Origin of the sequence: Flavobacterium psychrolimnae (genome assembly GCF_003312425.1) — a bacterium.
GTDB classification, from domain to species: Bacteria; Bacteroidota; Bacteroidia; order Flavobacteriales; family Flavobacteriaceae; genus Flavobacterium; species Flavobacterium psychrolimnae.
Genome location: NZ_QNUX01000012.1, coordinates 54,522 through 78,711, shown reverse-complemented (window position 1 = coordinate 78,711; position 24,190 = coordinate 54,522). Strand labels below are relative to the sequence as shown.

Genomic DNA, 24,190 nt, shown 5'->3' with positions numbered 1-24,190 from the left:
AATAATTAATGGAAAAGCATTTTAAATTTACCAATTCAGTTATTGGATTACCTCTTTTTTTTGTGGTATTCCTTTGGTTTGTTTTTTGGCTTGAAATCCGATTTGATTTTGACTTTGTTCAAAACGGTATTTATCCTAGGTCATTTTCAGGATTGCAAGGCGTTATTTTTAGTCCGTTTATTCATGCAGATATGAAGCATTTGTACAATAATTCGTTTCCTTTGATAATGCTTTTGGCTGCTTTGCAATATTTTTATGCAAAACAATCGTTTCAGATTATAGTTTACGGAATTATCGTGTCTGGTTGTATCACTTGGATTATTGGAAGGGAGAATTACCATATTGGAGCAAGTGGGTTAATATATATACTTTTTAGTTTTATTTTTTTTAAAGGTATCCAAACGAAGTATATTCGGTTAGTAGCATTGTCACTGGCAGTAGTTGTCGTTTACGGAGGTCTAGTTTGGTATATATTTCCCACACCTAGTAGTGTAGGGGAGAACTCAATTTCATGGGAAGGACATTTGGGAGGGTTGCTTACTGGATTCTTTTTTTCTTTATATTATAAAACTCCAGAGTATAAAAAAGTTATAAAATATGATTGGGAGCGTCCAGATTTTGATCCTTCAGAAGATAAATTTATGCAACGTTTTGATGTTAATGGAAATTTTGTAAACCTACCAGAAATTGAAGAACTGGAAGAACAGCAGGTATTATTATCATACTATACTTCTAGTTATCCGGTTATTTATGAGCTTTGTGCAAATAAATAAAATGAATCAAAACCTGAGTCTTGATTCATTTTTCATTAAAGAGTTTTGATTTTTTAATATTTTAAAAATTTAAGAATTCTAATAATCTAAGATCGTTGTCTTACCGCTTCATATAAAAAAGCACCACAAGCCACAGATACGTTCAATGAACCAATAGTTCCAAACATTGGAAGTTTTGCTTTCTCATCAACAATCTTAAGAACTGATGGGTTTACACCTCTATCTTCCGATCCCATAATTATTGCTACAGGTTCGTTTAATGAGATGTCATAAATATTTTGATCAGTTTTTTCGGTTGCAGCTACTGTTTTAATTCCGCTTGCTTGTAAAAGAAAAATGGCGTCCTTGATGTGTTCTACTTTACAAATTGGAATATTGAAAACTGCTCCAGCCGAAGTTTTTACAGTGTCGCCATTAACAGGAGCTGATCCTGCTTTTTGTACAATGATTCCGTTTACACCTGTACACTCCGCAGTTCTGATGATAGCACCAAAATTACGTGCATCAGATATTTGATCTAATATTAAAAACAATGGTTTTTTGCCATTTTCAATTACCGATTCTATCAAAGATTCTAAGTCAAAAAAGGAAATAGGAGAGATAGTAGCTACTGCACCTTGATGATTATTAGGAGTCAATCTATTTAGCTTTTCAACAGGAACATAGGAAAAGTTGATATTTCCGCGCTTCATTACTTTCATTAAGTCTTTCATCAGTTCGCTGCTTGCTTCCTTTTGAATATAGACTTTGTCTACAGTTGCACCCGCTTGTATAGCTTCAATTATTGCTCTAATTCCAAAAATTTGATGTTCTTTTTCCATGGTGCAAATATATAAAATGTTTTAGAATATTTTTTTTAATTATTTAGCAGTCTGTAGAAAGTATTTAAAAGAAAAACATCCCTTTAAACTAGTGTAAAGGGATGTTTTATTGTAATAAATGTAAGATTAGTTTTTTGTCATTGTGGTTATACGTGAACCGGCAAAACATCCAATACTGACACAACGCTTATATTCTAATTTCATAGAAAAATCGCATGAGTTGTAAGTTGATAGGGCAGGGCTTATAGTGGTAGCCCAAATATCCCCATAAGAGGCGTGCACACTTAAAACAGCACCTTCTTCAACATAAGTAATTGTAGGGTTAGTTACATCGGTGTTTAATTCAACTAAAATCTTTTCTGAACCTGTTGTGATTAGTAAAGAATTCGGTTTAGAACCTAAAGTTACTAATGAGTTTTTAGACACACCAGCTGTAGTAGAAGTGTAACTGCCAAGGAAGTTATTTAAGTCTAAAGAACAAACTGCTTGTAACGTTACGCTGGTAGTATTAGTTTCTGAAACTCCTTGTGAGGAAGAATCAATTTTTAAAACTAAAGTTTTTGCATCAAATGGGTCTAGATTAGACGTGTTAACTTTAATTACAGCATTTACAGATAACTCTCCTGCAGGAATTGTAAATTTAGTATTATCTAAACTATATTCTACACCAGCAGTTGCTGTTGAGCTTGCATCTGCACTTATTGTTACCTCAACAGGTACATCTAAAGGTTCATTTCTTCCACCTATAATTGTTATAGGTACATCGTAAGAAACAGTTGAGCCATCTTTGATAAAGTTAGCAGTTATGCTAGAATTTTCAAACTGTGCTAATACAGGACCTTGGCCAAAGTCTATTTCTTCTTGGTCTAAAATAGCATCACATGAAGTAAAAGTTACTGCAAGTAGAAATATTGCTATTGATTTATTTAATAAGTACTTTTTCATAATTAATTTTTTTATTTCCAGAATGGATTGTCATTAAAAGCAGATTCTGATGTTTGTGCAGGTACATTAAGAGAATTTCTTGATATTTCTGAACTCGGATAAAGTAACCTAACTGGTCTTTTTCCACCACCTTCAACTGGTTGTGGTAGGTTTGCAGGAAAACCAGTTCTAGTTTTTTCAATCCATAGTTCAATTGAAGATGTACCATTCAATGCTACCCATTTTTGAGTAATAATTGCTTGTACTTTGTTAGGAGAAGAATCCCAAGAAACGTTGGGGATGTCTTGTGCTAAATAGGTTGTAGCAGCAGTTGCAGCGTTAGGAACAGCTAATCTTGTGAATGAAGCACGAACTGCTTGTTCGTACTTAGCTTTTGCAGCAGCATCGCCACCAGCAATGTAGCCTCTTGCTATTGCCTCAGCTTGTAATAGCAAACTTTCTGGTAAAGTCATTATTGCTTGATTTTGTGTTGAACTAATCAATAATCCTGGTCCTACTTTAGCAAGATCTCTAGATGTGAATCCAGTACCTGGTAAGGTTGTAGATTGTGGAGCTCCTTTAAAAGCACCGCCTGTTGTAGCTCCAGCATAAAGTCTAGATAATCTAGGGTCGTTTGTAGTAGTTAAGTATCCAACTGTGTAGTCAGATGCTACTGTATAATCTCCTCTATCTGTTTCTAAACCAGTCGATGGTCTTACGAAATAACCAAAAAATGGGCTTTGTTTGTTGGTATCATCAACATAACCAGGGTTTGCAGCGATGTCGCTTGTGATGTATCCCGCTCCGTTGGCATCAATTAATGCAATTTGGGCACGGATATAAGCATCTTGGTTTGTGTTGCTTAAACGAACAAGCATCCTTAATTTTACCGTGTTTGCAAATTGCGCCCACTTTGTCATGTCACCACCATTGATGATGTCTTTTTCATGCGGATTTTCAGCATTGGTTGGCAAATTTAATGCAGCTGTTGCAGCTGTTGTCAATTCATCAATTACTGCTTTGTAAACTGTTTGAGCATCATCGTACTTAGGTGTGATGTTACCTGCTCTTAAGTTGGCTTCTGTGTAAGGTACATTTCCGTAAAGATCAACAAGATATTGGTATTGAAAACCTTTTAATGTAGTAGCAATTGACTTATAAGCGCTATAATCTACAGCTCCTGATGCGTCAGTATAGTTTTGCACATACGTTAAATCTCTAAAGATAGTTCCGTAGGATGTTTCAAAAATACCTGAGTAGAATCCTGAGTTCACAGTATATCTAGCAAATTCCTGATTTGCTGACCAGTTGGATGGTGTTGCCCAGTTATAAGCTAAATACTGTCCTAGGTATGTCATTTGAGTTGCGTTCAATGCAGCAAGGTCTCTTTGCGCCACTGGTAATGTTAAACCAGGTGTTGAACTATCAGGGTTATTTGGATTGGTGTCTACATCTAAATAATCACTGCAACTTACAGTCATCATGGCTGCCAATGTAAGCAGCGTACATGATTTTATGATTTTTACTATGTTCATAATTTTAGGAATTAAAATGTTAAGTTTAGGTTTACCCCAAATTGTCTTGTTGGTGGAGTTTGAGCTTGTGTACCAACTCCTACTGCGTTTCCTGTAGTGAAGTTAAATTCAGGATCTGTTGTTGTGTTTTCTTTAGGTCTGTAAGTTAGAAGATTTCTACCAAAGAAACCAATGCTTAAGGCATCTATTCCAGCTTTTTTGATGAAATCAGATGAAAAATCATAATTTAAAGATACTTCTCTCAGTTTTAGAGTGGTTGCATCAGCTACATAATTTTCTTTTACTGTGTTGTATTCATCCCAGAAAGCATTTCCTCCGCCAGCAGTTAAACGGTTTTCGTTTGCTATAAATCCGCCATTTCCATCTGAGTAAGAGGAGTTAGGGAAAACAAATGGTTGTCTTCCTGCCGATGCGCTATGTTGAGTTAATCCTGTGAATTCAAGAGCATCATTTAAATTGTTGTAAAATACATGTCCTGTTCTGTAATCAGCAACAGCATATAAAGTCCAGTTTTTGTAAGTCAAAGTAGTATTTAAACCTAAGATGTATTTAGGTGCTGTTTGACCTTGTGTTCTATTCTGAGAATCTTTTATTGGGTTTCCGTTGTCTCCAACAATAACTCTTCCTTGATCATCTCTTAAATAAGAGCTAGTTTTGATTAATGGATATGATTCTCCAACTTTTGCTACGACTTCTGCATCTGCAAAACCACCAATACTTACCTCGTCAACTCCGTCAAATAATGAAACTACTTTAGATTTAATTCCAGAATAGTTTACTCCTAATTTCCATCCGAAGTCGTCTGTTTTAATTATTGTTCCTTTTAAATCCAATTCTAAACCTTTGTTTTCAATTTCTCCAATATTAGTTAGGATACTTGATGCACCTGAGGCTAAAGATGTGTTAATAGGTACAATTTGATCAGTAGTATTTGTTTGGTATATATTACCATTAAAAATCAATCTGTTTTTGAACATTCCCAATTCAATACCCAATTCTTTAGATAAAGTAAACTCAGGACTTAAATTCGCATCAGGGTCTCTTGATCCTTGAGATAAACCTGTAGTTGCTCCGTAAGGGAATCCTGTTGGTGTTGCAAAAATAGCTTTAGTTGCGTATGCTTGAGCATCGTTACCACTTTTTGTAACGTTTAAAGTTGCCTTTAAATTATCAATTCCATTATCGCTTTTGATACCAGGGAATGCTTCAGACACAAGGAATGAAATTCCTCCTCCAGGATAAAAGAAAGATCTGTTTTGAGTTGGAAGAGATGACGACCAGTCGTTTCTTGCTGTAGCTGTAAGGAATAGATAATCTTTAAATCCTAATGTTAATTCGGAATAAACACCTTGTCTTCTGAATAAAAATTTCTCTTCTCCTCCAAGAAGTTCACCTGTTCTAGTTCCCACATTGTAAAAATCTGGAATAATTAGGTTATTTCCACTTACGTTTACACTTGAAGATGAAGTCAAACGTGTATTAGCACCTGCAGTTACCTTTAAATTAAAATCATCGTTTAAATTTTTATCAAACTTTAAAAGGATATCATTATTTAAACGTTGTCCTATTCCAATTCTTGAAGCTGTACTAGCTCCGTAAGGATCCATTGATGAGTAAGTGTTAGCTAACTCAAATGCATAGGTAAATGCTCCAAATTGTCTTTTGAAATCTTCAGAGAATGATGTGTAACCTGTGTTTAAAGATAAAGTTAAGTAATCTGTAAATTTGTAATCAATGTTTGAAAGTACATTGAATTCAGTATAATCGTTTTTCTCTCTTTGAGTGTCAATGATGAAATATGGATTTTCGTAGAATCTGTAGAATGATACTTCATTTCTTGTAAATTGTCCTGTTCTCCAGTTTTTCATTTGATCCAATGGAATGTGTAGAGGAGTGTTTAGTACGTTCCAATATACGGGTCTTCCTTGTCTTCCTGCTGTTTCACTCACTTGGTTGGAGTGTGCTCTAAAGAAACTCACGTTTCCACCAACTGTCAATTTATTGTATTTTCTGCTACCTTTTAATCTTACGTTAGTTCTATTGTAAGTGTCATTTGGGACTGTTCCAGTAGTATTCGTTTGATCAATTGAAAATAGAAAGTCACTATTCTCGTCACCACCTTTGAATGTAAGACCGTGTCTTGTTGATATACCTGTGTTAAAAAAGTTTTTGATGTTGTTTTTCACAGGTGTGAATGGAACTTGCCAAACTGAACCGTCATCCAATGTTTCACTTGCGTCAACAAGTCTACCATCAAAACGAGGACCCCAGTTAACGTTCTCTAAAGGATATAGCGTTCCATCAGGGAAACCACCTACTCCGAACTCGCTTTGAACTTTTGGTAAGTAAGCTACTTGTTCCATCTGCAGCGAACTACTATAGTTGATAGATAGTTTTCCACTTCCTTTTTTAGTAGTTATAATCATAACTCCGTTTGCTGCCTCTGCACCATAAAGTGCTGATGCATTCGCTCCTTTAAGAATTGTAACGTTGTCAATATCATTTGGATTTATTCTATCAAGTACACCTCTTGCAGATGGGAACCCGTCAATTACGATCAATGCTTCGTTGTTTCCAAGTAAAGATCTGTTACCTCTAAGAACTACTCTAGTGCTAGGGTTTACTCCGTTATTTACAACATTTACTTGTAAACCGGATACTTTTCCAGACAATGCAGTCGCAACGTTTACAGCTCTGGTTTTAGTCAAGTCTTCACTTTTGATGTTTTCTACAGCATAAGATAGTTCTTTAGGTTTTCTTTTGATACCCATAGCGGTAACAATTACACCTTCAAGTTCCATAGCATCATCTGCTAATTTAATGTTTAAAGTAGATGTGTTAGCTGTTATCTCCTTGGTTTTCATTCCAATGTAGCTAAATACCAAGACTTGGCTAGGTGTTGCTCTGATAGAAAATTTTCCATCAAAATCAGTTTGTGTTCCAGTTTGTGTTCCTTTCACTAATACACTCACACCTGGTAAAGGCATTCCTGCATTATCAGAAACAACACCTGAAACAGCTCTTTCTTGCGCAAATGTAATTTGCGCCACAAGTACTAGTAGTAGTACTAAGAATCCATTAAACTTTAGTTTCATTTTTTAATATTTTGAATTAGTTTCGCAAACTTCATAATAATTTGTTAACATTCCTAATATAAAAAACGTTTTTTCTCACTAAATTTAAAATTTAACATTAAAGCTAATGTGAATAATTGAGTTAGAAATTTTGAATTGTTGGTTTTGAGCGGTGCCATTTGCTGCCGCTAGTTTTAGTAGTCCATTTTTTGTTTGCAATCCTATTCCAAGGCCTGCTCCTATTAAGGTTTGTGTTTTATCACTTATTTCTAAACCAGTTTTGTCTTTATAAAAGCAATAATCAAGAATGGAATGGATGTAAAGATTTGAGGAAAGAGCATATCGGTATTCTGTAAGAATAGATGTTGTAAAATAGGCTTGTAAGCTGTTTTCAGTAAAACCTCTCACGCTTTTGAATCCTCCAAAACGTAACAATTCGTTAATAATATAATTATTGCTTCTTAGATAGTAATTTTGGCTGTTTAAATTTATTGAATTCTTTTTATTCAGGTATATGTTATGCATAGCTTGAATGTTTGCGAAAAATTGCTTATTTTCTGAATTTTCAAACACTATGTTGCTATCTCTTTTTCCAATTCCTACGGATGTGAAAAATTTTGATTTTATTGGAAAAGTAATGTTGTCGCTATCTAATTTTGTGTATTCAAAACTAGATGTAATGTAAGAACTGTTAAAATCTGTAATTGAGGAATTGTTTGAGTTTTGTATGTCACTTGATTCTGTAGATTGATATCCTAAATAGAACCTTGTATTATAAGTTGCAAAGTAGCTCAAGTCAATGGCGGTTTTTGTGTTTTGAAAAGTTGTATCTTGTCTAAATAATTGAATTTGTGCCTTCAATCCTATTGGGGTTTTTAATAAATAGGGGATCTCAATCTGGGCATTAAAAGTTTTCTGGTCGTTACCATCACTTTTCCAAAATATTGAAAGTTGTTCGCCGACAGCTAAAATATTTTCTAGCTTGACATCTAAATATCCATTGAGGGTTAATTTGCTGTTTACATCGTTTGAGAAACCTAAGAAACCATCAAATGAATTTGAATTCTTTTTTTCTAGATATACGAAGACTTTTGTTGTGTCGTTTGTGAATAGAATTTCAGGGTGTTTTATTTGGTTTACAAATCCAAATTTATTGAATTCGCTATAAATTTCTTCTACAGCTTTTTGGTTAAAAATGCTATTTTGGTATTTCTTATTTACTTGTGTCAAATGTCCCTTAGGAAATTTATTGGATTGCGTATTATCTGAATATTGGATTGTAATAGAATTGAGTTTTCTTTTTTTACTTGATTCTAATTTTAAGTCTGTATATAAATTGTTTTTGTCTCTTCTGATGTTTGTTAGTTTAAGAGTGGCTAAAGCGTATCCTTTTTGTTCTAATTTTTGTATAGTTTCTTTTAGGAATGAATCTGTATCAGAATAGGGTAATTCAATGCTGTTGTTTTTTTTAGTTAAGGTGATTGTGTTATTTAATAATTCATCGTTACCTATATATATATGTATAAATTTTAATTTTTTGCCTAAGTTTAATTTTGTGACGTAACTCGAGTCGTTTGCTTTGCTGAAGTCAGAAAGGTTGTTGTCAATGTATCCTATTTTTGAAAGTTTACTAGATATGTCACTTATTTCGTCCTGAACCGATTTTGTGTTTTTGTGTTTTCTAATGTAAGATATCGAGTCGATTATCTTTGTTTCGGATGTAGAGCTTCCAGTTATTTGTAAGTATAAATTTTGAGCAGAAGAATTCTGTCCAAAAATCAAAAATAAAAGAAAAAGAAAAGCTATTTTCAAAGGAATATTTATTTAAATAAATGTAATGCAAATATCTGTGGTTTGTAATAAAAATTAAATGATAAAATAATCTTATTGAAAATTAATAGATTAACGTTTGTAGAGTAAAAAATATTTTCTACATTTGCAACCCCGTAAAAAGCGGGAATTTAATATAATAAGAAATTTTTAGTATTAATTATGCCAACAATTCAACAATTAGTAAGAACAGGAAGAACTCAGATAACTAAGAAGAGTAAATCGGTTGCTTTAGATTCTTGTCCTCAAAGAAGAGGGGTTTGTACGCGTGTTTACACTACAACACCAAAAAAACCAAACTCTGCAATGCGTAAAGTAGCGCGTGTACGTTTGACAAATGGTAATGAAGTGAATGCTTACATCCCTGGTGAAGGACACAATTTACAAGAGCACTCGATAGTATTAGTTAGGGGTGGAAGGGTAAAAGATTTACCAGGAGTTAGATATCACATCGTTCGTGGTGCGCTTGATACGTCAGGAGTAGCAGGAAGAACGCAAAGAAGATCTAAGTACGGAGCAAAACGCCCAAAAGAAGCAAAAAAGTAATTTAAAAAGTTATTTCTTATAGAGATGTAATTCATTACAGCTTTATAGGTATGACATTTTATTAAAAAAAAGACATGAGAAAAAGAGCGGCAAAGAAAAGACCACTTTTACCAGATCCTAGGTTTAATGACCAACTGGTAACACGTTTTGTGAACAACTTAATGTGGGATGGAAAAAAATCGACAGCGTTTAAAGTATTTTATGATGCTATTGACATCATTGAGTCTAAAAAACAAGATGCTGAGAAACCATCATTAGAAATTTGGAAAGATGCGTTAACCAATGTTATGCCTCACGTAGAAGTGCGTAGTCGTAGAGTAGGTGGAGCTACATTTCAAATTCCAATGCAAATTCGTCCAGATAGAAAAATTTCTATGGCGATGAAATGGTTAATTCTTTATTCTAGAAGAAGAAACGAAAAATCTATGGCTCAAAGGTTAGCTTCAGAATGTTTAGCTGCGGCTAAAGAAGAAGGTGCTGCCGTTAAGAAAAGAATGGATACTCACAAAATGGCAGAAGCTAATAAAGCTTTCTCTCACTTTAGATTTTAATTCATAAGAAATGGCTAGAGATTTAAAATATACAAGAAACATAGGAATTGCTGCTCACATTGATGCTGGTAAAACAACAACAACGGAGCGTATATTATTCTATACAGGGAAATCACATAAAATTGGTGAAGTACACGATGGTGCTGCAACAATGGACTGGATGGCACAAGAGCAAGAAAGAGGTATTACAATTACTTCTGCAGCTACAACTTGTGAATGGAATTTTCCAACTACACAAGGTAAAGTTTTGCCTGAAACATTGCCTTATCACTTCAATATTATCGATACTCCGGGACACGTTGACTTTACAGTTGAAGTAAACCGTTCATTACGTGTTCTTGATGGTTTGGTTTTCTTATTTAGTGCTGTTGATGGTGTTGAGCCTCAGTCAGAAACTAACTGGAGATTAGCTGATCAGTACAGAGTTCCACGTATTGGATTCGTTAATAAAATGGATAGACAAGGATCTAACTTTTTGATGGTTTGTCAGCAAGTAAGAGATATGTTAAAATCAAACGCAGTTGCAATCACTTTGCCAATTGGTGAAGAAAATGATTTCAAAGGTGTTGTTGATTTAGTTAAAAATCAAGCTATTGTTTGGGATGATGCTGGAATGGGGGCAACTTATGAAGTTGTTGATATTCCTGCTGATATGGTTGATGAAGTAAAAGAGTATAGAGATATTCTTATTGAAGCAGTTGCTGATTATGATGAAAACTTGCTTGATAAGTATATGGAAGATCCGGATTCTATTACAGAAGAGGAAATCAACATTGCATTAAGAGCAGCTGTAATGGATATGGCTATCATTCCTATGATTGCTGGTTCTTCTTTCAAAAACAAAGGAGTTCAATTCATGTTAGATGCAGTATGTAAATACTTGCCTTCTCCAATGGATAAAGATGGTATTGAAGGAATTCATCCTGATGATGCTGATTTATTAGAAGAAGATCAAACTAAAATTTTGCGTAAGCCAGATGTTAAAGAGCCATTCGCTGCTTTAGCTTTTAAAATTGCTACTGACCCATTCGTAGGTCGTTTAGCTTTCTTCCGTGCTTATTCAGGACGTTTAGATGCAGGTTCTTATGTTTTGAACACACGTTCAGGAAACAAAGAAAGAATTTCTCGTATCTATCAAATGCATGCTAACAAACAAAACCCAATCGAGTATATCGAAGCAGGTGATATTGGAGCGGCAGTTGGATTTAAAGATATTAAAACTGGAGATACATTGTGTGATGAAAAGAACCCAATTATCTTAGAAAGTATGAAATTCCCTGCACCGGTAATTGGTATTGCAATTGAGCCTAAAACTAAAGCTGACGTAGATAAAATGGGTATGGCTTTGGCTAAATTAGCTGAAGAAGATCCTACTTTTACAGTTAGAACAGATGAGGCTTCGGGTCAAACTATTATCTCAGGTATGGGTGAGCTTCACTTAGATATCTTAGTGGATAGAATGAGACGTGAGTTCAAAGTTGAAGTAAATCAAGGTGAGCCTCAAGTTGAATACAAAGAAGCTTTTACTAAGAAAGCACAACATAGAGAAACCTACAAGAAACAATCTGGGGGTCGTGGTAAATTCGGTGATATCGTATTTATTCTTGAGCCAGCAGATGAAGTTGACGGTAAAGCTCCAGTTGGATTGCAGTTTGTAAATGCAGTTAAAGGTGGTAACGTTCCTAAAGAATATATTCCATCAGTTGAAAAAGGTTTTAGAGAAGCTATGAAAACAGGTCCTTTAGCGGGATACCAAGTAGATAGTTTGAAAGTAACTTTATTAGACGGATCTTTCCACCCGGTGGATTCAGATGCACTTTCTTTTGAGCTTGCAGCAAGAATGGGTTATAGAGAGGTAGCTAAAGCAGCTGGTGCTGTTATATTAGAGCCAATCATGAAAATGGAAGTGATTACACCAGAAGAAAACATGGGAGATATCGTAGGTGATATCAACCGTCGTAGAGGTCAGGTGAATGATATGGGTGATAGAGCTGGTGCTAAAACTATTAAGGCAGATGTGCCATTATCTGAAATGTTTGGATATGTTACTACGTTAAGAACACTTTCTTCAGGTAGAGCAACATCTACTATGGAATTTTCACACTACTCTGAAACGCCTTCTAATATTTCAGAAGCAGTTATCAAAAAAGCAAAAGGAAACGCATAATCTTTAAGAAAATGAGTCAAAAAATCAGAATAAAATTAAAATCTTACGATCACATGTTGGTAGACAAGTCTGCTGAGAAGATTGTAAAAACGGTAAAAAGTACCGGTGCAGTTGTTACAGGACCAATTCCATTGCCAACGCACAAAAAACTTTTTACAGTACTACGTTCTCCACACGTTAACAAAAAAGCGAGAGAGCAATTTGAAGTAATGTCATACAAGAGATTGATTGACATTTATTCATCTTCATCAAAAACTATTGATGCCTTGATGAAACTTGAATTGCCTAGCGGTGTTGAAGTAGAGATCAAAGTTTAAGTAGCTTACTAGTAAGAAAATGACGCTGTTTTTAAGCGAAAAATATTTTTTTGGTTTGTGTGTAAATAAATTATACATTTGCACCCACTTAAAAAAATAGGATTCGGTTAAAAGCTGCGTTCTATATTTATATTTAATAATTAATAATTAATATTTATGTCTGGGTTAATTGGTAGAAAAATCGGCATGACTAGCATTTTCGACGAGAACGGGAAGAACATTCCTTGTACAGTAATCGAAGCTGGACCATGTGTTGTTACCCAAGTCAGAACCAAAGGTGTTGACGGGTACGAAGCGTTGCAACTTGGTTTCGATGACAAAAACGAGAAACATTCCACAAAAGCGGCTTTAGGTCACTTTGAAAAAGCGGGAACTGTAGCTAAGAAAAAAGTCGTTGAATTCCAAGATTTCGCAACAGAGCAAAAATTAGGAGATCTTATTGATGTTTCTATTTTTTCTGAAGGAGAATTTGTAGATGTACAAGGTGTGTCTAAAGGTAAAGGTTTTCAAGGGGTTGTAAAACGTCACGGTTTTGGTGGTGTTGGTCAAGCAACTCACGGTCAACACAACCGTTTAAGAGCGCCAGGTTCTGTGGGAGCTTCTTCTTATCCATCTAGAGTATTCAAAGGAATGCGTATGGCTGGACGTATGGGAGGAGACAATGTAAAAGTTCAAAACCTTAGAGTTTTAAAAGTAGTGGCTGATAAGAACCTACTTGTTATTAAAGGATGTGTTCCTGGTCATAACAACTCTTATGTAATCATTCAGAAGTAATGGAAGCAAAAGTATTAGATTTCAACGGAAAAGATACTGGAAGAAAAGTTCAACTTTCTGATTCAGTATTTGGTATAGAACCAAACAATCACGCAGTATACCTTGATGTTAAGCAATATCTTGCTAATCAAAGACAAGGGACGCACAAAGCTAAAGAAAGAGCTGAAGTAGCGGGAAGTACACGTAAGATTAAAAAACAAAAAGGAACTGGTACTGCTCGTGCGGGTAGTGCAAAGAATCCATTGTTTAAAGGTGGTGGAACAGTTTTCGGACCAAGACCAAGAAGTTATTCATTCAAATTGAATAAAAGCTTGAAACGTTTGGCTAGAAAATCTGCTTTCTCAATTAAAGCAAAAGAGTCGAACATTATCGTTCTTGAAGACTTTAATTTTGAAACGCCAAACACTAAAAATTTCATCAACGTTTTGAAAGCTTTAGAGTTAGAGAATAAAAAATCCCTGTTTGTGTTGGGTGATGTAAATAAAAATGTATATTTGTCGTCACGCAATTTAAAAGGCTCTAGCGTAGTAAGTAGCTTAGAATTAAGCACTTATGCTATATTAAACGCTAATAATTTAGTGCTTTTAGAGAGTTCTTTGGAGATAATTGAAGAAAATTTAAGTAAATAATAGGATATGAGCATCATAATTAAGCCTATAGTAACGGAAAAAGTAACCAAAGAAAGTGAAGTTTTAAACCGCTTCGGATTCGTTGTTGACAAAAAAGCAAACAAAGTACAAATTAAGAAAGCTATTGAAGCTGCTTATGGAGTAACTATTTTGAGTGTTAACACGATGAACGTAAGACCGGATAGAACTACAAAATACACTAAAAGTGGTTTAATCAGTGGAAAGACTAATGCAATTAAAAAAGCAATTGTTCAAGTACAAGAAGGAGAAACAATTGATTTTTACAACAATATCTAAGATAAAATGTCAGTAAGAAAATTAAAACCTATTACCCCAGGTCAGCGATTTAGAGTTGTGAATGGTTATGACGCCATTACAACTGATAAGCCGGAACGCTCTTTGATAGCGCCGATAAAAAACTCTGGTGGTAGAAATAGTCAAGGAAAGATGACCATGCGTTATACGGGTGGTGGTCACAAGCAGAGATATCGTATCATTGATTTTAAACGTACAAAAGAAGGAATTCCTGCTACGGTTAAATCAATTGAATATGATCCAAATCGTACTGCATTTATCGCTTTATTAGCTTATGCTGATGGAGAGAAAACTTATGTTATTGCTCAAAATGGATTGAAAGTTGGTCAGAAATTAGTTTCTGGTCCAGAATCTCAGCCTGAAATTGGTAATACTTTACCTTTAAGTAGAGTTCCACTTGGAACTGTAATTTCTTGTATCGAATTGAGACCAGGACAAGGGGCTGTAATTGCTCGTTCTGCTGGAACATTTGCTCAATTAATGGCAAGAGATGGAAAATATGCTACAATTAAAATGCCTTCTGGTGAAACAAGATTAATCTTGTTGACTTGTTCGGCTACAATTGGAGCGGTTTCTAATTCAGACCACCAATTAGTTGTATCTGGTAAAGCAGGTAGAACAAGATGGTTAGGAAGAAGACCTAGAACAAGACCTGTTGCAATGAACCCTGTCGATCACCCAATGGGTGGTGGTGAAGGACGTTCTTCTGGTGGACATCCACGTTCAAGAAATGGAATACCAGCTAAAGGTTATAGAACTCGTTCTAAGAAAAACCCGAGTAACAAGTATATCGTAGAACGTAGAAAGAAATAATAAGATATGGCACGTTCATTAAAAAAAGGACCTTTTGTTCATTATAAGTTAGACAAGAAAGTTCAAGAAAACATTGCAGGTGGAAACAAAGGAGTAGTAAAGACTTGGTCTAGAGCTTCTATGATTACTCCAGATTTTGTTGGGCAAACTATCGCAGTTCATAACGGTCGTCAATTTGTACCAGTTTACGTAACAGAAAACATGGTAGGTCACAAATTAGGAGAATTTTCACCAACGAGATCTTTTAGAGGTCATGCTGGAGCAAAAAATAAAGGTAAAAAATAAGAAGCAATGGGAGTTCGTAAAAGAGAAACAGCAGATGCAAGAAAAGAGGCTAATAAGTCTTTGGCCTTCGCAAAGTTAAATAACTGCCCTACTTCACCTAGAAAAATGCGCTTAGTAGCAGATCTAGTAAGAGGTCAGAAGGTAGAAAGAGCACTTAACATTTTAAGATTTAGTTCTAAAGAAGCTTCAAGAAAATTAGAGAAATTGGTTTTATCAGTAATTGCTAACTGGCAAGCTAAAAACCCTGACGCTAATATGGAAGAAGCTGGCTTATTTGTTAAGGAAATCCGTGTTGACGGTGGAATGATGTTGAAAAGACTTCGTCCAGCGCCACAAGGAAGAGCACACAGAATTAGAAAACGTTCTAACCACGTAACAATCGTGCTTGGAGCTATCAATAACACACAAAGCAATTCTTAAGCAGCATGGGACAAAAGACAAATCCAATTGGAAATAGACTTGGTATCATCAGAGGATGGGACTCAAACTGGTATGGTGGAAATGATTACGGTGATAAACTTGCCGAAGATTATAAAATCAGAAAGTATATCCATGCTCGTTTATCAAAAGCTAGTGTATCAAAAGTAATCATCGAGAGAACTTTGAAACTTGTAACCGTTACTATCACTACTGCTAGACCTGGTATTATTATCGGAAAAGGTGGTCAAGAGGTAGACAAGTTGAAAGAGGAACTTAAGAAAATTACTGACAAAGAGGTTCAAATCAACATCTTTGAAATCAAAAGACCTGAGCTTGACGCGTATCTAGTTGCTACCAGCATCTGTCGTCAAATCGAAAGTAGAATTTCTTACAGACGTGCAATCAAAATGGCTATTGCTGCTTCTATGCGTATGAACGCAGAAGGTATCAAAGTTTTGATTTCTGGTCGTTTGAATGGTGCTGAGATGGCTCGTTCGGAAGGTTTTAAAGAAGGTAGAATTCCTCTATCAACTTTCAGAGCTGATATTGATTATGCTTTGGCAGAAGCTCATACTACTTATGGTAGAATGGGAATCAAAGTATGGATCATGAAAGGTGAAGTTTACGGAAAGAGAGATCTTTCTCCACTTGCCGGAATGGACAAAAAACAATCTGGTGCTGGTGGTAAAGGTGGTGATTCTCCAAGAGGAGACAGAAAACCTTTTAACAAAGGTGGAAAACCAGACGCTCGTAAACGAAAGTAAATTTTTAAACTAAAGAAAAATGTTACAGCCTAAAAGAACAAAATACCGTAAGGTACAAAAAGGTAAAATGAAAGGAAATTCTCAAAGAGGACATGAACTTTCTAATGGAATGTTTGGTATTAAATCTGTACATGAAGATGGAATGTTCTTAACCTCTCGTCAAATCGAAGCTGCGCGTATTGCTGCAACTCGTTTTATGAAAAGAGAAGGACAATTATGGATCAAAATATTTCCAGACAAACCAATTACTAAGAAACCTCTTGAGGTACGTATGGGTAAAGGTAAAGGTGCAGTTGAGTATTGGGCTGCCGTTGTTAAACCCGGAAGAATTATGTTTGAGGTTGGAGGAGTACCTTTGTCAGTTGCAAAAGAGGCGTTACGTCTTGCAGCACAAAAGCTTCCAGTAAAAACTAAATTCGTCGTTGCTAGAGATTTCGAAGCATAATTTATATTATATTATGAAACAATCAGAAATAAAAGATCTTTCTGCAGCGGAGTTGCAAGAAAAGCTTAGCCAGACTAAGAAAACATATGCTGATCTAAAAATGGCTCACGCTATTTCACCAATTGAGAATCCACTTCAAATTAGAAGTGTGAGAAGAACAGTTGCAAGATTGGCTACCGAACTTACTAAAAGACAATAACTGTAGTCTGCTGAAAGATGGAAGAAAAAAGAAATTTAAGAAAAGAAAGAGTTGGTGTTGTTACTTCTGACAAAATGGATAAATCTATTGTTGTTGCTGAAGTGCGTAAAGTAAAACACCCATTATACGGTAAGTTCGTGTTGAAGACTAAAAAGTATCACGCACACGACGAAATGAACGACTGTAACGTTGGAGATACTGTAAGGATTAGCGAAACGCGTCCTTTAAGTAAAACAAAATGTTGGAGGTTAGTTGAAATCTTAGAAAGAGCTAAATAATTATGGTACAACAAGAATCAAGACTAAAAGTAGCAGATAACACTGGAGCAAAGGAAGTTTTAACTATCCGTGTTTTAGGAGGTACCAAAAGAAGGTATGCCTCTGTTGGTGACAAGATTGTAGTTTCTATCAAAGATACTGCTCCTAACGGAAGCGTTAAAAAAGGAGCTGTTTCAACTGCAGTTGTTGTACGTACCAAAAAAGAAGTAAGAAGAGCCGATGGTTCATACATTAGATTTGATGACAACGCATGTGTGTTATTGAATGCTGCTGGTGAAATGAGAGGAACTCGTGTTTTTGGTCCGGTAGCAAGAGAACTTCGTGAAAAACAATTCATGAAAATTGTATCATTAGCACCAGAAGTGCTTTAATTCGTTTTAAGATGATAAAGCTAAAAATAAAATCAGGCGACATTGTAAGAGTAATTGCTGGAGACCATAAAGGTGCTGAAGGTAAAGTTTTACGTGTTTACCGTGAGAAGAACAAAGCGATTGTTGAAGGTGTAAACATGGTTTCGAAACACACGAAACCTAGTGCAAAAAGCCCTCAAGGTGGTATCGTAAAGAAAGAAGCTTCTATACAAATATCTAATATTTCTTTAATTGATCCTAAAACTAAGGAAACAACTAGAGTGGGTATTAGAGTAGAAGGAGATAAGAAAGTAAGATTTTCAAAAAAATCTAATCAAGTACTATAGTAATGGCGTATATACCTAGACTAAAAGAAGAATATAAGAGCAGAGTAATTGCTGCTCTTAAAGAGGAATTCGGATACGTAAACGTAATGCAAGTTCCAAAATTGGAAAAAATCGTTTTAAGTAAAGGAGTTGGTGCAGCTGTATCTGATAAAAAACTAATTGACTATGCAGTTGATGAGTTAACAAAGATCACTGGACAGAAAGCAGTATCTACTATTTCAAAGAAAGACGTTGCGTCATTCAAATTGAGAAAAGGGATGCCTATTGGAGCAAAAGTTACTTTGCGTGGAGAAAGAATGTATGAGTTTTTAGATAGACTTATTACTTCAGCTTTGCCACGTGTAAGAGATTTCAGTGGTATTAAAGCTACTGGTTTTGACGGAAGAGGAAATTATAACCTTGGAGTTTTGGAACAAATCATTTTCCCTGAAATTGATATTGATAAAGTAAACAAAATTTCAGGTATGGATATCACTTTTGTAACTACTGCAAAAACTGATAAAGAAGCAAAGTCTCTATTGACAGAATTAGGATTACCTTTTAAAAAGAATTAAGACATGGCTAAAGAATCAATGAAAGCCCGCGAGGTTAAGAGAGAAAAAACAGTAGCTAAGTATGCTGAGAAAAGAAAAGCTTTGTTAGAAGCTGGAGATTTCGTAGGTTTGCAAAAGTTACCAAAAAATGCTTCACCAGTTCGTTTACACAATCGTTGTAAATTAACAGGTCGACCAAGAGGGTATATGCGTCAATTCGGTCTTTCACGTGTTACATTTCGTGAAATGGCAAATAATGGATTGATACCTGGTGTTAAAAAAGCATCTTGGTAAGACGTAATTTATTACGTTCTGATACAGACTTAACTTTCGTTTTGTCTGTATCATAAATATTTATAAATTGGTTTAAGGTTCGGCAAATCGTTTGTTGAAAACCAAGACCGCAAATTAATACATATGTATACAGATCCTATTGCAGATTATTTGACAAGAGTTCGTAACGCTGTGGCTGCAAACCACAAGGTTGTTGAAATTCCTGCGTCTAATCTAAAAAAAGAAATAACTAAGATCTTATTTGATCAAGGTTATATCTTGAGTTACAAATTTGAAGACAACGCTGTTCAGGGTTCGATCAAAATCGCTTTAAAGTATGATAAAGATACTAAAGAGTCAGTAATTAAAGATATCCAAAGAATTAGTAAACCAGGTTTACGTAAATATTCAAGTTCTGCAACCATTCCTAGAATCCTTAACGGATTAGGCATCGCTATCGTTTCTACCTCAAAAGGGTTGATGACTGGTAAAAAAGCGAAGCAATTGAACGTAGGTGGTGAAGTTATTTGTTACGTATACTAATTTAAAGACTATATAAGATGTCAAGAATAGGTAAAAATCCGGTTGTAATCCCTGCTGGTGTAACTGTTGAAGTTGCAAATGGTGTTATTACAGTTAAAGGAAAAAATGGTCAACTAACTCAGGAGTTTTCGGACGTTACTGTTACAGTTGAAGATGGTCAAGTTCAAGTAGACAGATCGTCTGATCACAAAGACCAAAGAGCAAAACATGGTTTGTACAGATCTTTAATCAATAACATGATTATTGGTGTAACTGAAGGTTTTACTAAGTCATTAGAATTGGTTGGAGTTGGTTATAGAGCTTCAAATCAAGGGCAAAAATTAGATTTAGCTCTAGGTTTCTCTCACAATATAGTTTTAGAAATTGCTCCAGAAGTAACTTTAGAAACTATATCTGAAAAAGGTAAGAACCCTATCGTAAAATTAACATCATTTGACAAACAACTTTTAGGACAGGTTGCTGCGAAAATCAGAGGTTTCCGTAAGCCTGAGCCGTACAAAGGAAAAGGTGTTAAATTTGTAGGTGAAGTATTAAGAAGAAAAGCAGGTAAATCAGCTTAAAAAATAAGATTATGTCATTAACAAAACCTGAAAGAAGACAACGAATTAGATTCAGAATTAGAAAAACAATTAGTGGTACTGCTACTAATCCAAGACTATCTGTATTTAGAAGTAACAAAGAAATTTACGCTCAACTTATTGATGACGTAAACGGAGTTACTATATTGGCGGCTTCTTCAAGAGAAAAAGAAATAGGTAACGGTACGAACATTGAAGTTGCTACAGCAGTTGGAAAACTAGTTGCTGAAAAAGCTTTAAAAGCTGGGATAGACGTAGTAACTTTCGATAGAGGAGGTTATTTATATCACGGGCGTATTAAATCATTAGCAGAAGGCGCAAGAGCGGCTGGACTTAAATTCTAATATAGTATGTCTAATAGTAAATACAAGAATGTAGAGTTAGTAAAACCAAGTGGTCTTGAATTAAAAGATCGTTTGGTAAGTGTAAATCGTGTTACTAAGGTTACAAAGGGTGGTAGAGCTTTCGGTTTTTCTGCTATTGTAGTTGTAGGTGATGAAAACGGAGTGGTTGGACACGGATTAGGAAAATCTAAAGATGTTTCTGAAGCAATTGCGAAAGCAGTAGAAGATGCTAAGAAAAATTTAGTAAAAATTCCTTTGAATGGTCAATCAGTTCCTCACGAACAAAAAGGTAAATTTGGTGGTGCACGTGTATTCTTAATTCCTGCCTCTCATGGTACAGGAGTTATTGCTGGTGGAGCTGTTCGTTCAGTTCTTGAGTCAGTAGGAATTCATGATGTATTATCTAAATCTCAAGGATCTTCAAATCCTCACAACGTAGTGAAAGCAACTTTTGATGCTTTATTACAAATGAGAAGCGCTTATACTGTTGCAAAACAAAGAGGTGTTTCTTTAGAAAAAGTTTTTAAAGGTTAATTCAAGGAAATTATGGCTAAATTATTAGTAAAACAAGTTAGAAGCAAAATCAACTGTCCTCTTACTCAAAAAAGAGGATTAGAAGCTTTAGGTCTACGTAAAATGGGACAAGTTGTAGAGCATGATTCAAACCCTACAATCCTTGGGATGATAAATAAAGTTAAACACTTAGTTTCTGTTGAAGAAACTAAATAACAAATACTGTTATGAATTTAAGTAACTTACAACCTGCTGAAGGTTCTACACACAATCAAAATAAAAGATTAGGTAGAGGAGAAGGTTCTGGAAAAGGTGGTACTTCTGCAAGAGGTCACAAAGGAGCAAAATCTCGTTCTGGTTATTCTAAAAAGATTGGTTTTGAAGGTGGGCAAATGCCACTTCAAAGACGTGTGCCTAAGTTTGGTTTTACAAACATCAATCGTAAAGATTACGAAGGTGTAAATCTTGATACACTTCAACTTTTAGTTGACAATGGTGTTATTAAAGATACTGTTGATATGACAGTTTATGTTGCTAATCGTTTAGCTACTAAAAATGAAATCGTTAAGATTTTAGGTAGAGGTGAATTGACAGCAAAATTAAAAGTAACCGCTCACAAATTTACTGCTACTGCAAAAGCCGCTATTGAAGCTGCTGGAGGAGAAGCTGTAACAATGTAATTTTTCAATTAAGATGAAGAAATTTATTGAATCAATAAGTAATGTTTGGAAAATCGAAGAACTTAAGAATAGAATCCTAATAACATTAGGTTTACTTTTGGTTTATCGTTTTGGGGCACAAGTGACCCTGCCAGGTATTGATGCTACTCAATTAGGTAATTTAGCTGGGCAGACAAAAGAAGGAATTGGTTCAATTCTTGATATGTTTACTGGAGGTGCTTTTTCACAAGCTTCCGTTTTTGCTTTAGGTATTATGCCTTATATTTCTGCTTCTATTGTAGTTCAGTTAATGGGAATTGCTATTCCTTATCTGCAAAAACTACAAAGTGATGGAGAGAGTGGTAGAAAAAAGATTAATCAAATTACTCGTTGGTTGACAATTGGAATTACTTTAGTTCAAGGTCCAACTTACATCTACAATTTGTACAGAACGTTACCTAGTAATGCATTTTTATTGGGATTCAATTCTTTTGAATTCTTATTTTCCTCAGTAGTTATCTTAGTTACAGGTACAATTTTTGCCATGTGGTTGGGAGAAAAAATTACTGATAAAGGAATTGGAAATGGTATATCACTGTTGATTATGGTTGGTATATTGGCTAGATTACCTCAAGCTTTTATTCAAGAGTTTACAACAAGGGTTACCAATAATAATGGTGGTCCAATGTTGTTAGTTATCGAAATCATCATCTGGTTATTGGTTATTATTTGTTGTGTACTTTTAGTTATGGCAGTTAGAAGAATTCCTGTCCAATATGCTCGTCGTACAACATCAGGTGATTTCGAACAAGACATGTTGAATGGCAATAGACAATGGATTCCTTTAAAGCTTAATGCTTCAGGGGTGATGCCGATTATCTTTGCTCAAGCAATTATGTTCATACCAGCTGCTTTAGCCGGGTTGTCTAAATCGGATGCATCACAATCTATCGTTGGCGCTTTTAGTAATATGTTTGGTTTTTGGTATAATTTAGTATTTGCAACTTTAATTATTGTATTTACTTTCTTTTATACTGCCATTACTGTTCCTACTAATAAAATGTCTGATGATTTAAAGAGAAGTGGTGGTTTTATTCCAGGTATCAGACCGGGAGTTGAAACTTCTGATTATCTTGACAAAGTGATGTCTTTAATAACTTTTCCAGGATCTTTATTTCTTGCTCTAATCGCTGTGTTCCCAGCAATAATTGTGAGTGTTATGGATGTTCAACAATCTTGGGCAATGTTTTTTGGAGGTACTTCATTAATAATTATGGTTGGAGTTGCCATAGACACGATGCAACAAATCAATTCATACTTGTTGAATAAGCATTATGATGGTTTAATGAAAAGTGGTAAAAATAGAAAAGCAGTAGCTTAACTTTATGGCAAAACAATCAGCAATAGAACAAGACGGATCAATCATTGAAGCATTATCAAATGCGATGTTCCGTGTAGAGTTAGAGAATGGACATATTGTAATCGCCCATATTTCTGGAAAAATGCGTATGCATTACATCAAATTATTACCTGGTGATAAAGTGAAACTAGAAATGAGCCCTTACGATTTGTCAAAAGCAAGAATTACTTATAGATATTAAAGGATATTCAAAATGAAAGTTAGAGCTTCAGTAAAAAAGAGAAGTCCCGAGTGCAAAATTGTGCGAAGAAAAGGGAGATTGTACGTAATAAACAAAAAGAATCCTAGATTTAAACAAAGACAAGGATAATTATGGCAAGAATAGCAGGGGTAGATATCCCAAAAAACAAGAGAGGTGTTATAGCACTTACCTATATCTTTGGATTAGGAAAAAGTAGAGCTGTTGAGATTTTAGAGAAAGCTCAAGTTAGCCAAGATAAAAAAGTTCAAGATTGGAATGATGACGAGATCGGAGCAATTCGTGAGGCCGTATCAACTTTTAAAATTGAAGGAGAATTACGTTCTGAAGTTTCTTTAAACATCAAACGTTTAATGGATATTGGATGTTATAGAGGTATCCGTCATAGAACTGGTCTTCCATTAAGAGGACAAAGAACTAAAAACAACTCTAGAACAAGAAAAGGTAAAAGAAAAACTGTTGCAAACAAGAAAAAAGCAACTAAATAATAAGTAATATGGCTAAAGCAACTGCAAAAAAACGTAAAGTTATCGTTGAATCAACGGGAGAAGCTCATATTTCTGCTACTTTTAACAATATCATCATTTCTTTGACAAACAAAAAAGGTGAAGTTATTTCTTGGTCTTCAGCTGGTAAAATGGGTTTTAGAGGTTCTAAAAAGAATACTCCATACGCAGCCCAAATGGCAGCAGAAGATTGTAGTAAAGTAGCTCTTGAAGCTGGACTTAAAAAAGTAAAGGTTTATGTAAAAGGACCAGGAAACGGACGTGAGTCTGCTATCCGTTCTTTGCATAACGGTGGAATTGAAGTTACAGAGATTATCGATGTTACTCCAATGCCTCACAACGGATGTCGTCCTCCAAAAAGACGTAGAGTTTAATACTCAAAAATAATCATAGTATAACCTAGATTGAATATCGGTTATTGAAGGATAAGACCTGAATTCATAACCTCAATCTTAAACAATTTAA

At 34.9% G+C, this 24,190-nt stretch carries 35 protein-coding genes; 30 read left to right on the top strand and 5 right to left on the bottom strand.

Going from position 1 to position 24,190, the window contains the following annotated elements:
• Positions 1-8 precede the first annotated feature (8 nt).
• A complete protein-coding gene (locus DR980_RS12775) occupies positions 9-773 on the top strand; it encodes a rhomboid family intramembrane serine protease (RefSeq protein ID WP_113636715.1) in 765 nt (254 codons plus the stop codon).
• Positions 774-859: 86 nt separating this feature from the next.
• Here the strand turns inward: DR980_RS12775 and rlmB are convergent, their stop codons facing one another.
• From rlmB to DR980_RS12750, 5 genes are all read right to left on the bottom strand, one after another.
• Positions 860-1,594, bottom strand: a complete 735-nt coding sequence (gene rlmB, locus DR980_RS12770) for a 23S rRNA (guanosine(2251)-2'-O)-methyltransferase RlmB (protein WP_035668140.1) — start codon at positions 1,592-1,594, stop codon at positions 860-862.
• A gap of 126 nt (positions 1,595-1,720) precedes the next feature.
• Positions 1,721-2,539 carry a DUF1735 domain-containing protein gene (locus DR980_RS12765; RefSeq protein WP_113636713.1) on the bottom strand — a complete coding sequence of 273 codons (819 nt, stop codon included), beginning with the start codon at positions 2,537-2,539 and terminating at the stop codon, positions 1,721-1,723.
• Between the two features lie 11 nt (positions 2,540-2,550).
• Positions 2,551-4,053, bottom strand: coding sequence for a SusD/RagB family nutrient-binding outer membrane lipoprotein (locus DR980_RS12760; RefSeq protein WP_113636710.1), 1,503 nt, complete (start codon positions 4,051-4,053; stop codon positions 2,551-2,553).
• 11 nt (positions 4,054-4,064) lie between these two features.
• Positions 4,065-7,148 carry a SusC/RagA family TonB-linked outer membrane protein gene (locus DR980_RS12755; protein WP_113636707.1) on the bottom strand — a complete coding sequence of 1,028 codons (3,084 nt, stop codon included), beginning with the start codon at positions 7,146-7,148 and terminating at the stop codon, positions 4,065-4,067.
• Positions 7,149-7,232: 84 nt separating this feature from the next.
• On the bottom strand, positions 7,233-8,939 hold the full coding sequence (locus DR980_RS12750; RefSeq protein WP_244199302.1) for a BamA/TamA family outer membrane protein: 1,707 nt from the start codon (positions 8,937-8,939) through the stop codon (positions 7,233-7,235).
• A gap of 180 nt (positions 8,940-9,119) precedes the next feature.
• On the opposite strand from DR980_RS12750, the gene rpsL reads away from it, so the two are divergent.
• The 29 genes from rpsL (at position 9,120) to rpsK (ending at position 24,099) form a co-directional block, all read left to right on the top strand.
• Positions 9,120-9,503 carry a 30S ribosomal protein S12 gene (gene rpsL, locus DR980_RS12745; protein WP_007136570.1) on the top strand — a complete coding sequence of 128 codons (384 nt, stop codon included), beginning with the start codon at positions 9,120-9,122 and terminating at the stop codon, positions 9,501-9,503.
• 74 nt (positions 9,504-9,577) lie between these two features.
• On the top strand, positions 9,578-10,054 hold the full coding sequence (gene rpsG, locus DR980_RS12740; RefSeq protein ID WP_035668130.1) for a 30S ribosomal protein S7: 477 nt from the start codon (positions 9,578-9,580) through the stop codon (positions 10,052-10,054).
• A 10-nt stretch (positions 10,055-10,064) separates the two neighbouring features.
• Positions 10,065-12,221, top strand: coding sequence for an elongation factor G (gene fusA, locus DR980_RS12735; protein WP_113636705.1), 2,157 nt, complete (start codon positions 10,065-10,067; stop codon positions 12,219-12,221).
• 11 nt (positions 12,222-12,232) lie between these two features.
• Positions 12,233-12,538 (top strand): 30S ribosomal protein S10, encoded by a 306-nt coding sequence (gene rpsJ / locus DR980_RS12730; RefSeq protein ID WP_011963470.1) that lies wholly within the window; start codon positions 12,233-12,235, stop codon positions 12,536-12,538.
• Between the two features lie 156 nt (positions 12,539-12,694).
• Positions 12,695-13,312: a 50S ribosomal protein L3 gene (rplC, locus tag DR980_RS12725; protein ID WP_113636703.1), complete on the top strand. Its 618-nt coding sequence runs from the start codon at positions 12,695-12,697 to the stop codon at positions 13,310-13,312.
• Positions 13,312-13,941, top strand: a complete 630-nt coding sequence (gene rplD / locus DR980_RS12720) for a 50S ribosomal protein L4 (RefSeq protein WP_091173690.1) — start codon at positions 13,312-13,314, stop codon at positions 13,939-13,941. Before rplC ends, rplD begins: the two co-directional genes overlap by 1 nt.
• Positions 13,942-13,947: 6 nt before the next feature.
• Positions 13,948-14,238, top strand: coding sequence for a 50S ribosomal protein L23 (gene rplW / locus DR980_RS12715; RefSeq protein ID WP_066081040.1), 291 nt, complete (start codon positions 13,948-13,950; stop codon positions 14,236-14,238).
• Positions 14,239-14,244: 6 nt separating this feature from the next.
• Positions 14,245-15,069: a 50S ribosomal protein L2 gene (gene rplB / locus DR980_RS12710; protein ID WP_035668122.1), complete on the top strand. Its 825-nt coding sequence runs from the start codon at positions 14,245-14,247 to the stop codon at positions 15,067-15,069.
• Between the two features lie 6 nt (positions 15,070-15,075).
• Entirely contained in the window at positions 15,076-15,354 is a 279-nt protein-coding gene (gene rpsS / locus DR980_RS12705; protein ID WP_007136562.1) for a 30S ribosomal protein S19, read from the top strand.
• A gap of 6 nt (positions 15,355-15,360) precedes the next feature.
• Positions 15,361-15,774 (top strand): 50S ribosomal protein L22, encoded by a 414-nt coding sequence (gene rplV / locus DR980_RS12700; RefSeq protein ID WP_113636701.1) that lies wholly within the window; start codon positions 15,361-15,363, stop codon positions 15,772-15,774.
• 5 nt (positions 15,775-15,779) lie between these two features.
• Positions 15,780-16,538 (top strand): 30S ribosomal protein S3, encoded by a 759-nt coding sequence (gene rpsC / locus DR980_RS12695; protein ID WP_066081035.1) that lies wholly within the window; start codon positions 15,780-15,782, stop codon positions 16,536-16,538.
• 19 nt (positions 16,539-16,557) lie between these two features.
• Positions 16,558-16,983 (top strand): 50S ribosomal protein L16, encoded by a 426-nt coding sequence (rplP, locus tag DR980_RS12690; protein WP_007803637.1) that lies wholly within the window; start codon positions 16,558-16,560, stop codon positions 16,981-16,983.
• Positions 16,984-16,996: 13 nt separating this feature from the next.
• Positions 16,997-17,182 (top strand): 50S ribosomal protein L29, encoded by a 186-nt coding sequence (gene rpmC / locus DR980_RS12685; protein ID WP_091203666.1) that lies wholly within the window; start codon positions 16,997-16,999, stop codon positions 17,180-17,182.
• Between the two features lie 17 nt (positions 17,183-17,199).
• Positions 17,200-17,460 carry a 30S ribosomal protein S17 gene (rpsQ, locus tag DR980_RS12680; RefSeq protein ID WP_091173701.1) on the top strand — a complete coding sequence of 87 codons (261 nt, stop codon included), beginning with the start codon at positions 17,200-17,202 and terminating at the stop codon, positions 17,458-17,460.
• Between the two features lie 2 nt (positions 17,461-17,462).
• Positions 17,463-17,831 (top strand): 50S ribosomal protein L14, encoded by a 369-nt coding sequence (gene rplN / locus DR980_RS12675; protein ID WP_026717863.1) that lies wholly within the window; start codon positions 17,463-17,465, stop codon positions 17,829-17,831.
• An 11-nt stretch (positions 17,832-17,842) separates the two neighbouring features.
• Positions 17,843-18,157 carry a 50S ribosomal protein L24 gene (gene rplX, locus DR980_RS12670; protein ID WP_035668111.1) on the top strand — a complete coding sequence of 105 codons (315 nt, stop codon included), beginning with the start codon at positions 17,843-17,845 and terminating at the stop codon, positions 18,155-18,157.
• Positions 18,158-18,159: 2 nt separating this feature from the next.
• Positions 18,160-18,711 carry a 50S ribosomal protein L5 gene (rplE, locus tag DR980_RS12665; protein ID WP_113636699.1) on the top strand — a complete coding sequence of 184 codons (552 nt, stop codon included), beginning with the start codon at positions 18,160-18,162 and terminating at the stop codon, positions 18,709-18,711.
• A gap of 3 nt (positions 18,712-18,714) precedes the next feature.
• Positions 18,715-18,984 (top strand): 30S ribosomal protein S14, encoded by a 270-nt coding sequence (gene rpsN, locus DR980_RS12660; protein WP_007136553.1) that lies wholly within the window; start codon positions 18,715-18,717, stop codon positions 18,982-18,984.
• A gap of 123 nt (positions 18,985-19,107) precedes the next feature.
• The gene (gene rpsH, locus DR980_RS12655) at positions 19,108-19,506 is read left to right on the top strand and encodes a 30S ribosomal protein S8 (RefSeq protein WP_113636698.1); all 399 of its coding nucleotides are present in this window, start codon (positions 19,108-19,110) and stop codon (positions 19,504-19,506) included.
• Between the two features lie 17 nt (positions 19,507-19,523).
• The gene (gene rplF, locus DR980_RS12650; protein WP_113636696.1) at positions 19,524-20,066 is read left to right on the top strand and encodes a 50S ribosomal protein L6; all 543 of its coding nucleotides are present in this window, start codon (positions 19,524-19,526) and stop codon (positions 20,064-20,066) included.
• Positions 20,067-20,077: 11 nt separating this feature from the next.
• A complete protein-coding gene (gene rplR, locus DR980_RS12645; RefSeq protein WP_113636694.1) occupies positions 20,078-20,428 on the top strand; it encodes a 50S ribosomal protein L18 in 351 nt (116 codons plus the stop codon).
• Positions 20,429-20,434: 6 nt separating this feature from the next.
• Positions 20,435-20,962 carry a 30S ribosomal protein S5 gene (gene rpsE, locus DR980_RS12640; protein ID WP_035668102.1) on the top strand — a complete coding sequence of 176 codons (528 nt, stop codon included), beginning with the start codon at positions 20,435-20,437 and terminating at the stop codon, positions 20,960-20,962.
• Positions 20,963-20,974: 12 nt separating this feature from the next.
• Positions 20,975-21,157, top strand: a complete 183-nt coding sequence (gene rpmD / locus DR980_RS12635) for a 50S ribosomal protein L30 (RefSeq protein ID WP_035668100.1) — start codon at positions 20,975-20,977, stop codon at positions 21,155-21,157.
• 11 nt (positions 21,158-21,168) lie between these two features.
• Positions 21,169-21,621, top strand: coding sequence for a 50S ribosomal protein L15 (gene rplO / locus DR980_RS12630; protein ID WP_066081007.1), 453 nt, complete (start codon positions 21,169-21,171; stop codon positions 21,619-21,621).
• 13 nt (positions 21,622-21,634) lie between these two features.
• Positions 21,635-22,981, top strand: coding sequence for a preprotein translocase subunit SecY (gene secY / locus DR980_RS12625; protein WP_066081004.1), 1,347 nt, complete (start codon positions 21,635-21,637; stop codon positions 22,979-22,981).
• Between the two features lie 4 nt (positions 22,982-22,985).
• The gene (infA, locus tag DR980_RS12620; protein ID WP_007136545.1) at positions 22,986-23,201 is read left to right on the top strand and encodes a translation initiation factor IF-1; all 216 of its coding nucleotides are present in this window, start codon (positions 22,986-22,988) and stop codon (positions 23,199-23,201) included.
• 12 nt (positions 23,202-23,213) lie between these two features.
• Positions 23,214-23,330: a type B 50S ribosomal protein L36 gene (ykgO, locus tag DR980_RS12615; protein WP_008992256.1), complete on the top strand. Its 117-nt coding sequence runs from the start codon at positions 23,214-23,216 to the stop codon at positions 23,328-23,330.
• A gap of 2 nt (positions 23,331-23,332) precedes the next feature.
• Positions 23,333-23,707, top strand: a complete 375-nt coding sequence (gene rpsM / locus DR980_RS12610) for a 30S ribosomal protein S13 (RefSeq protein WP_091203660.1) — start codon at positions 23,333-23,335, stop codon at positions 23,705-23,707.
• An 8-nt stretch (positions 23,708-23,715) separates the two neighbouring features.
• Positions 23,716-24,099, top strand: a complete 384-nt coding sequence (gene rpsK / locus DR980_RS12605) for a 30S ribosomal protein S11 (protein ID WP_024981527.1) — start codon at positions 23,716-23,718, stop codon at positions 24,097-24,099.
• Positions 24,100-24,190: the final 91 nt, after the last annotated feature.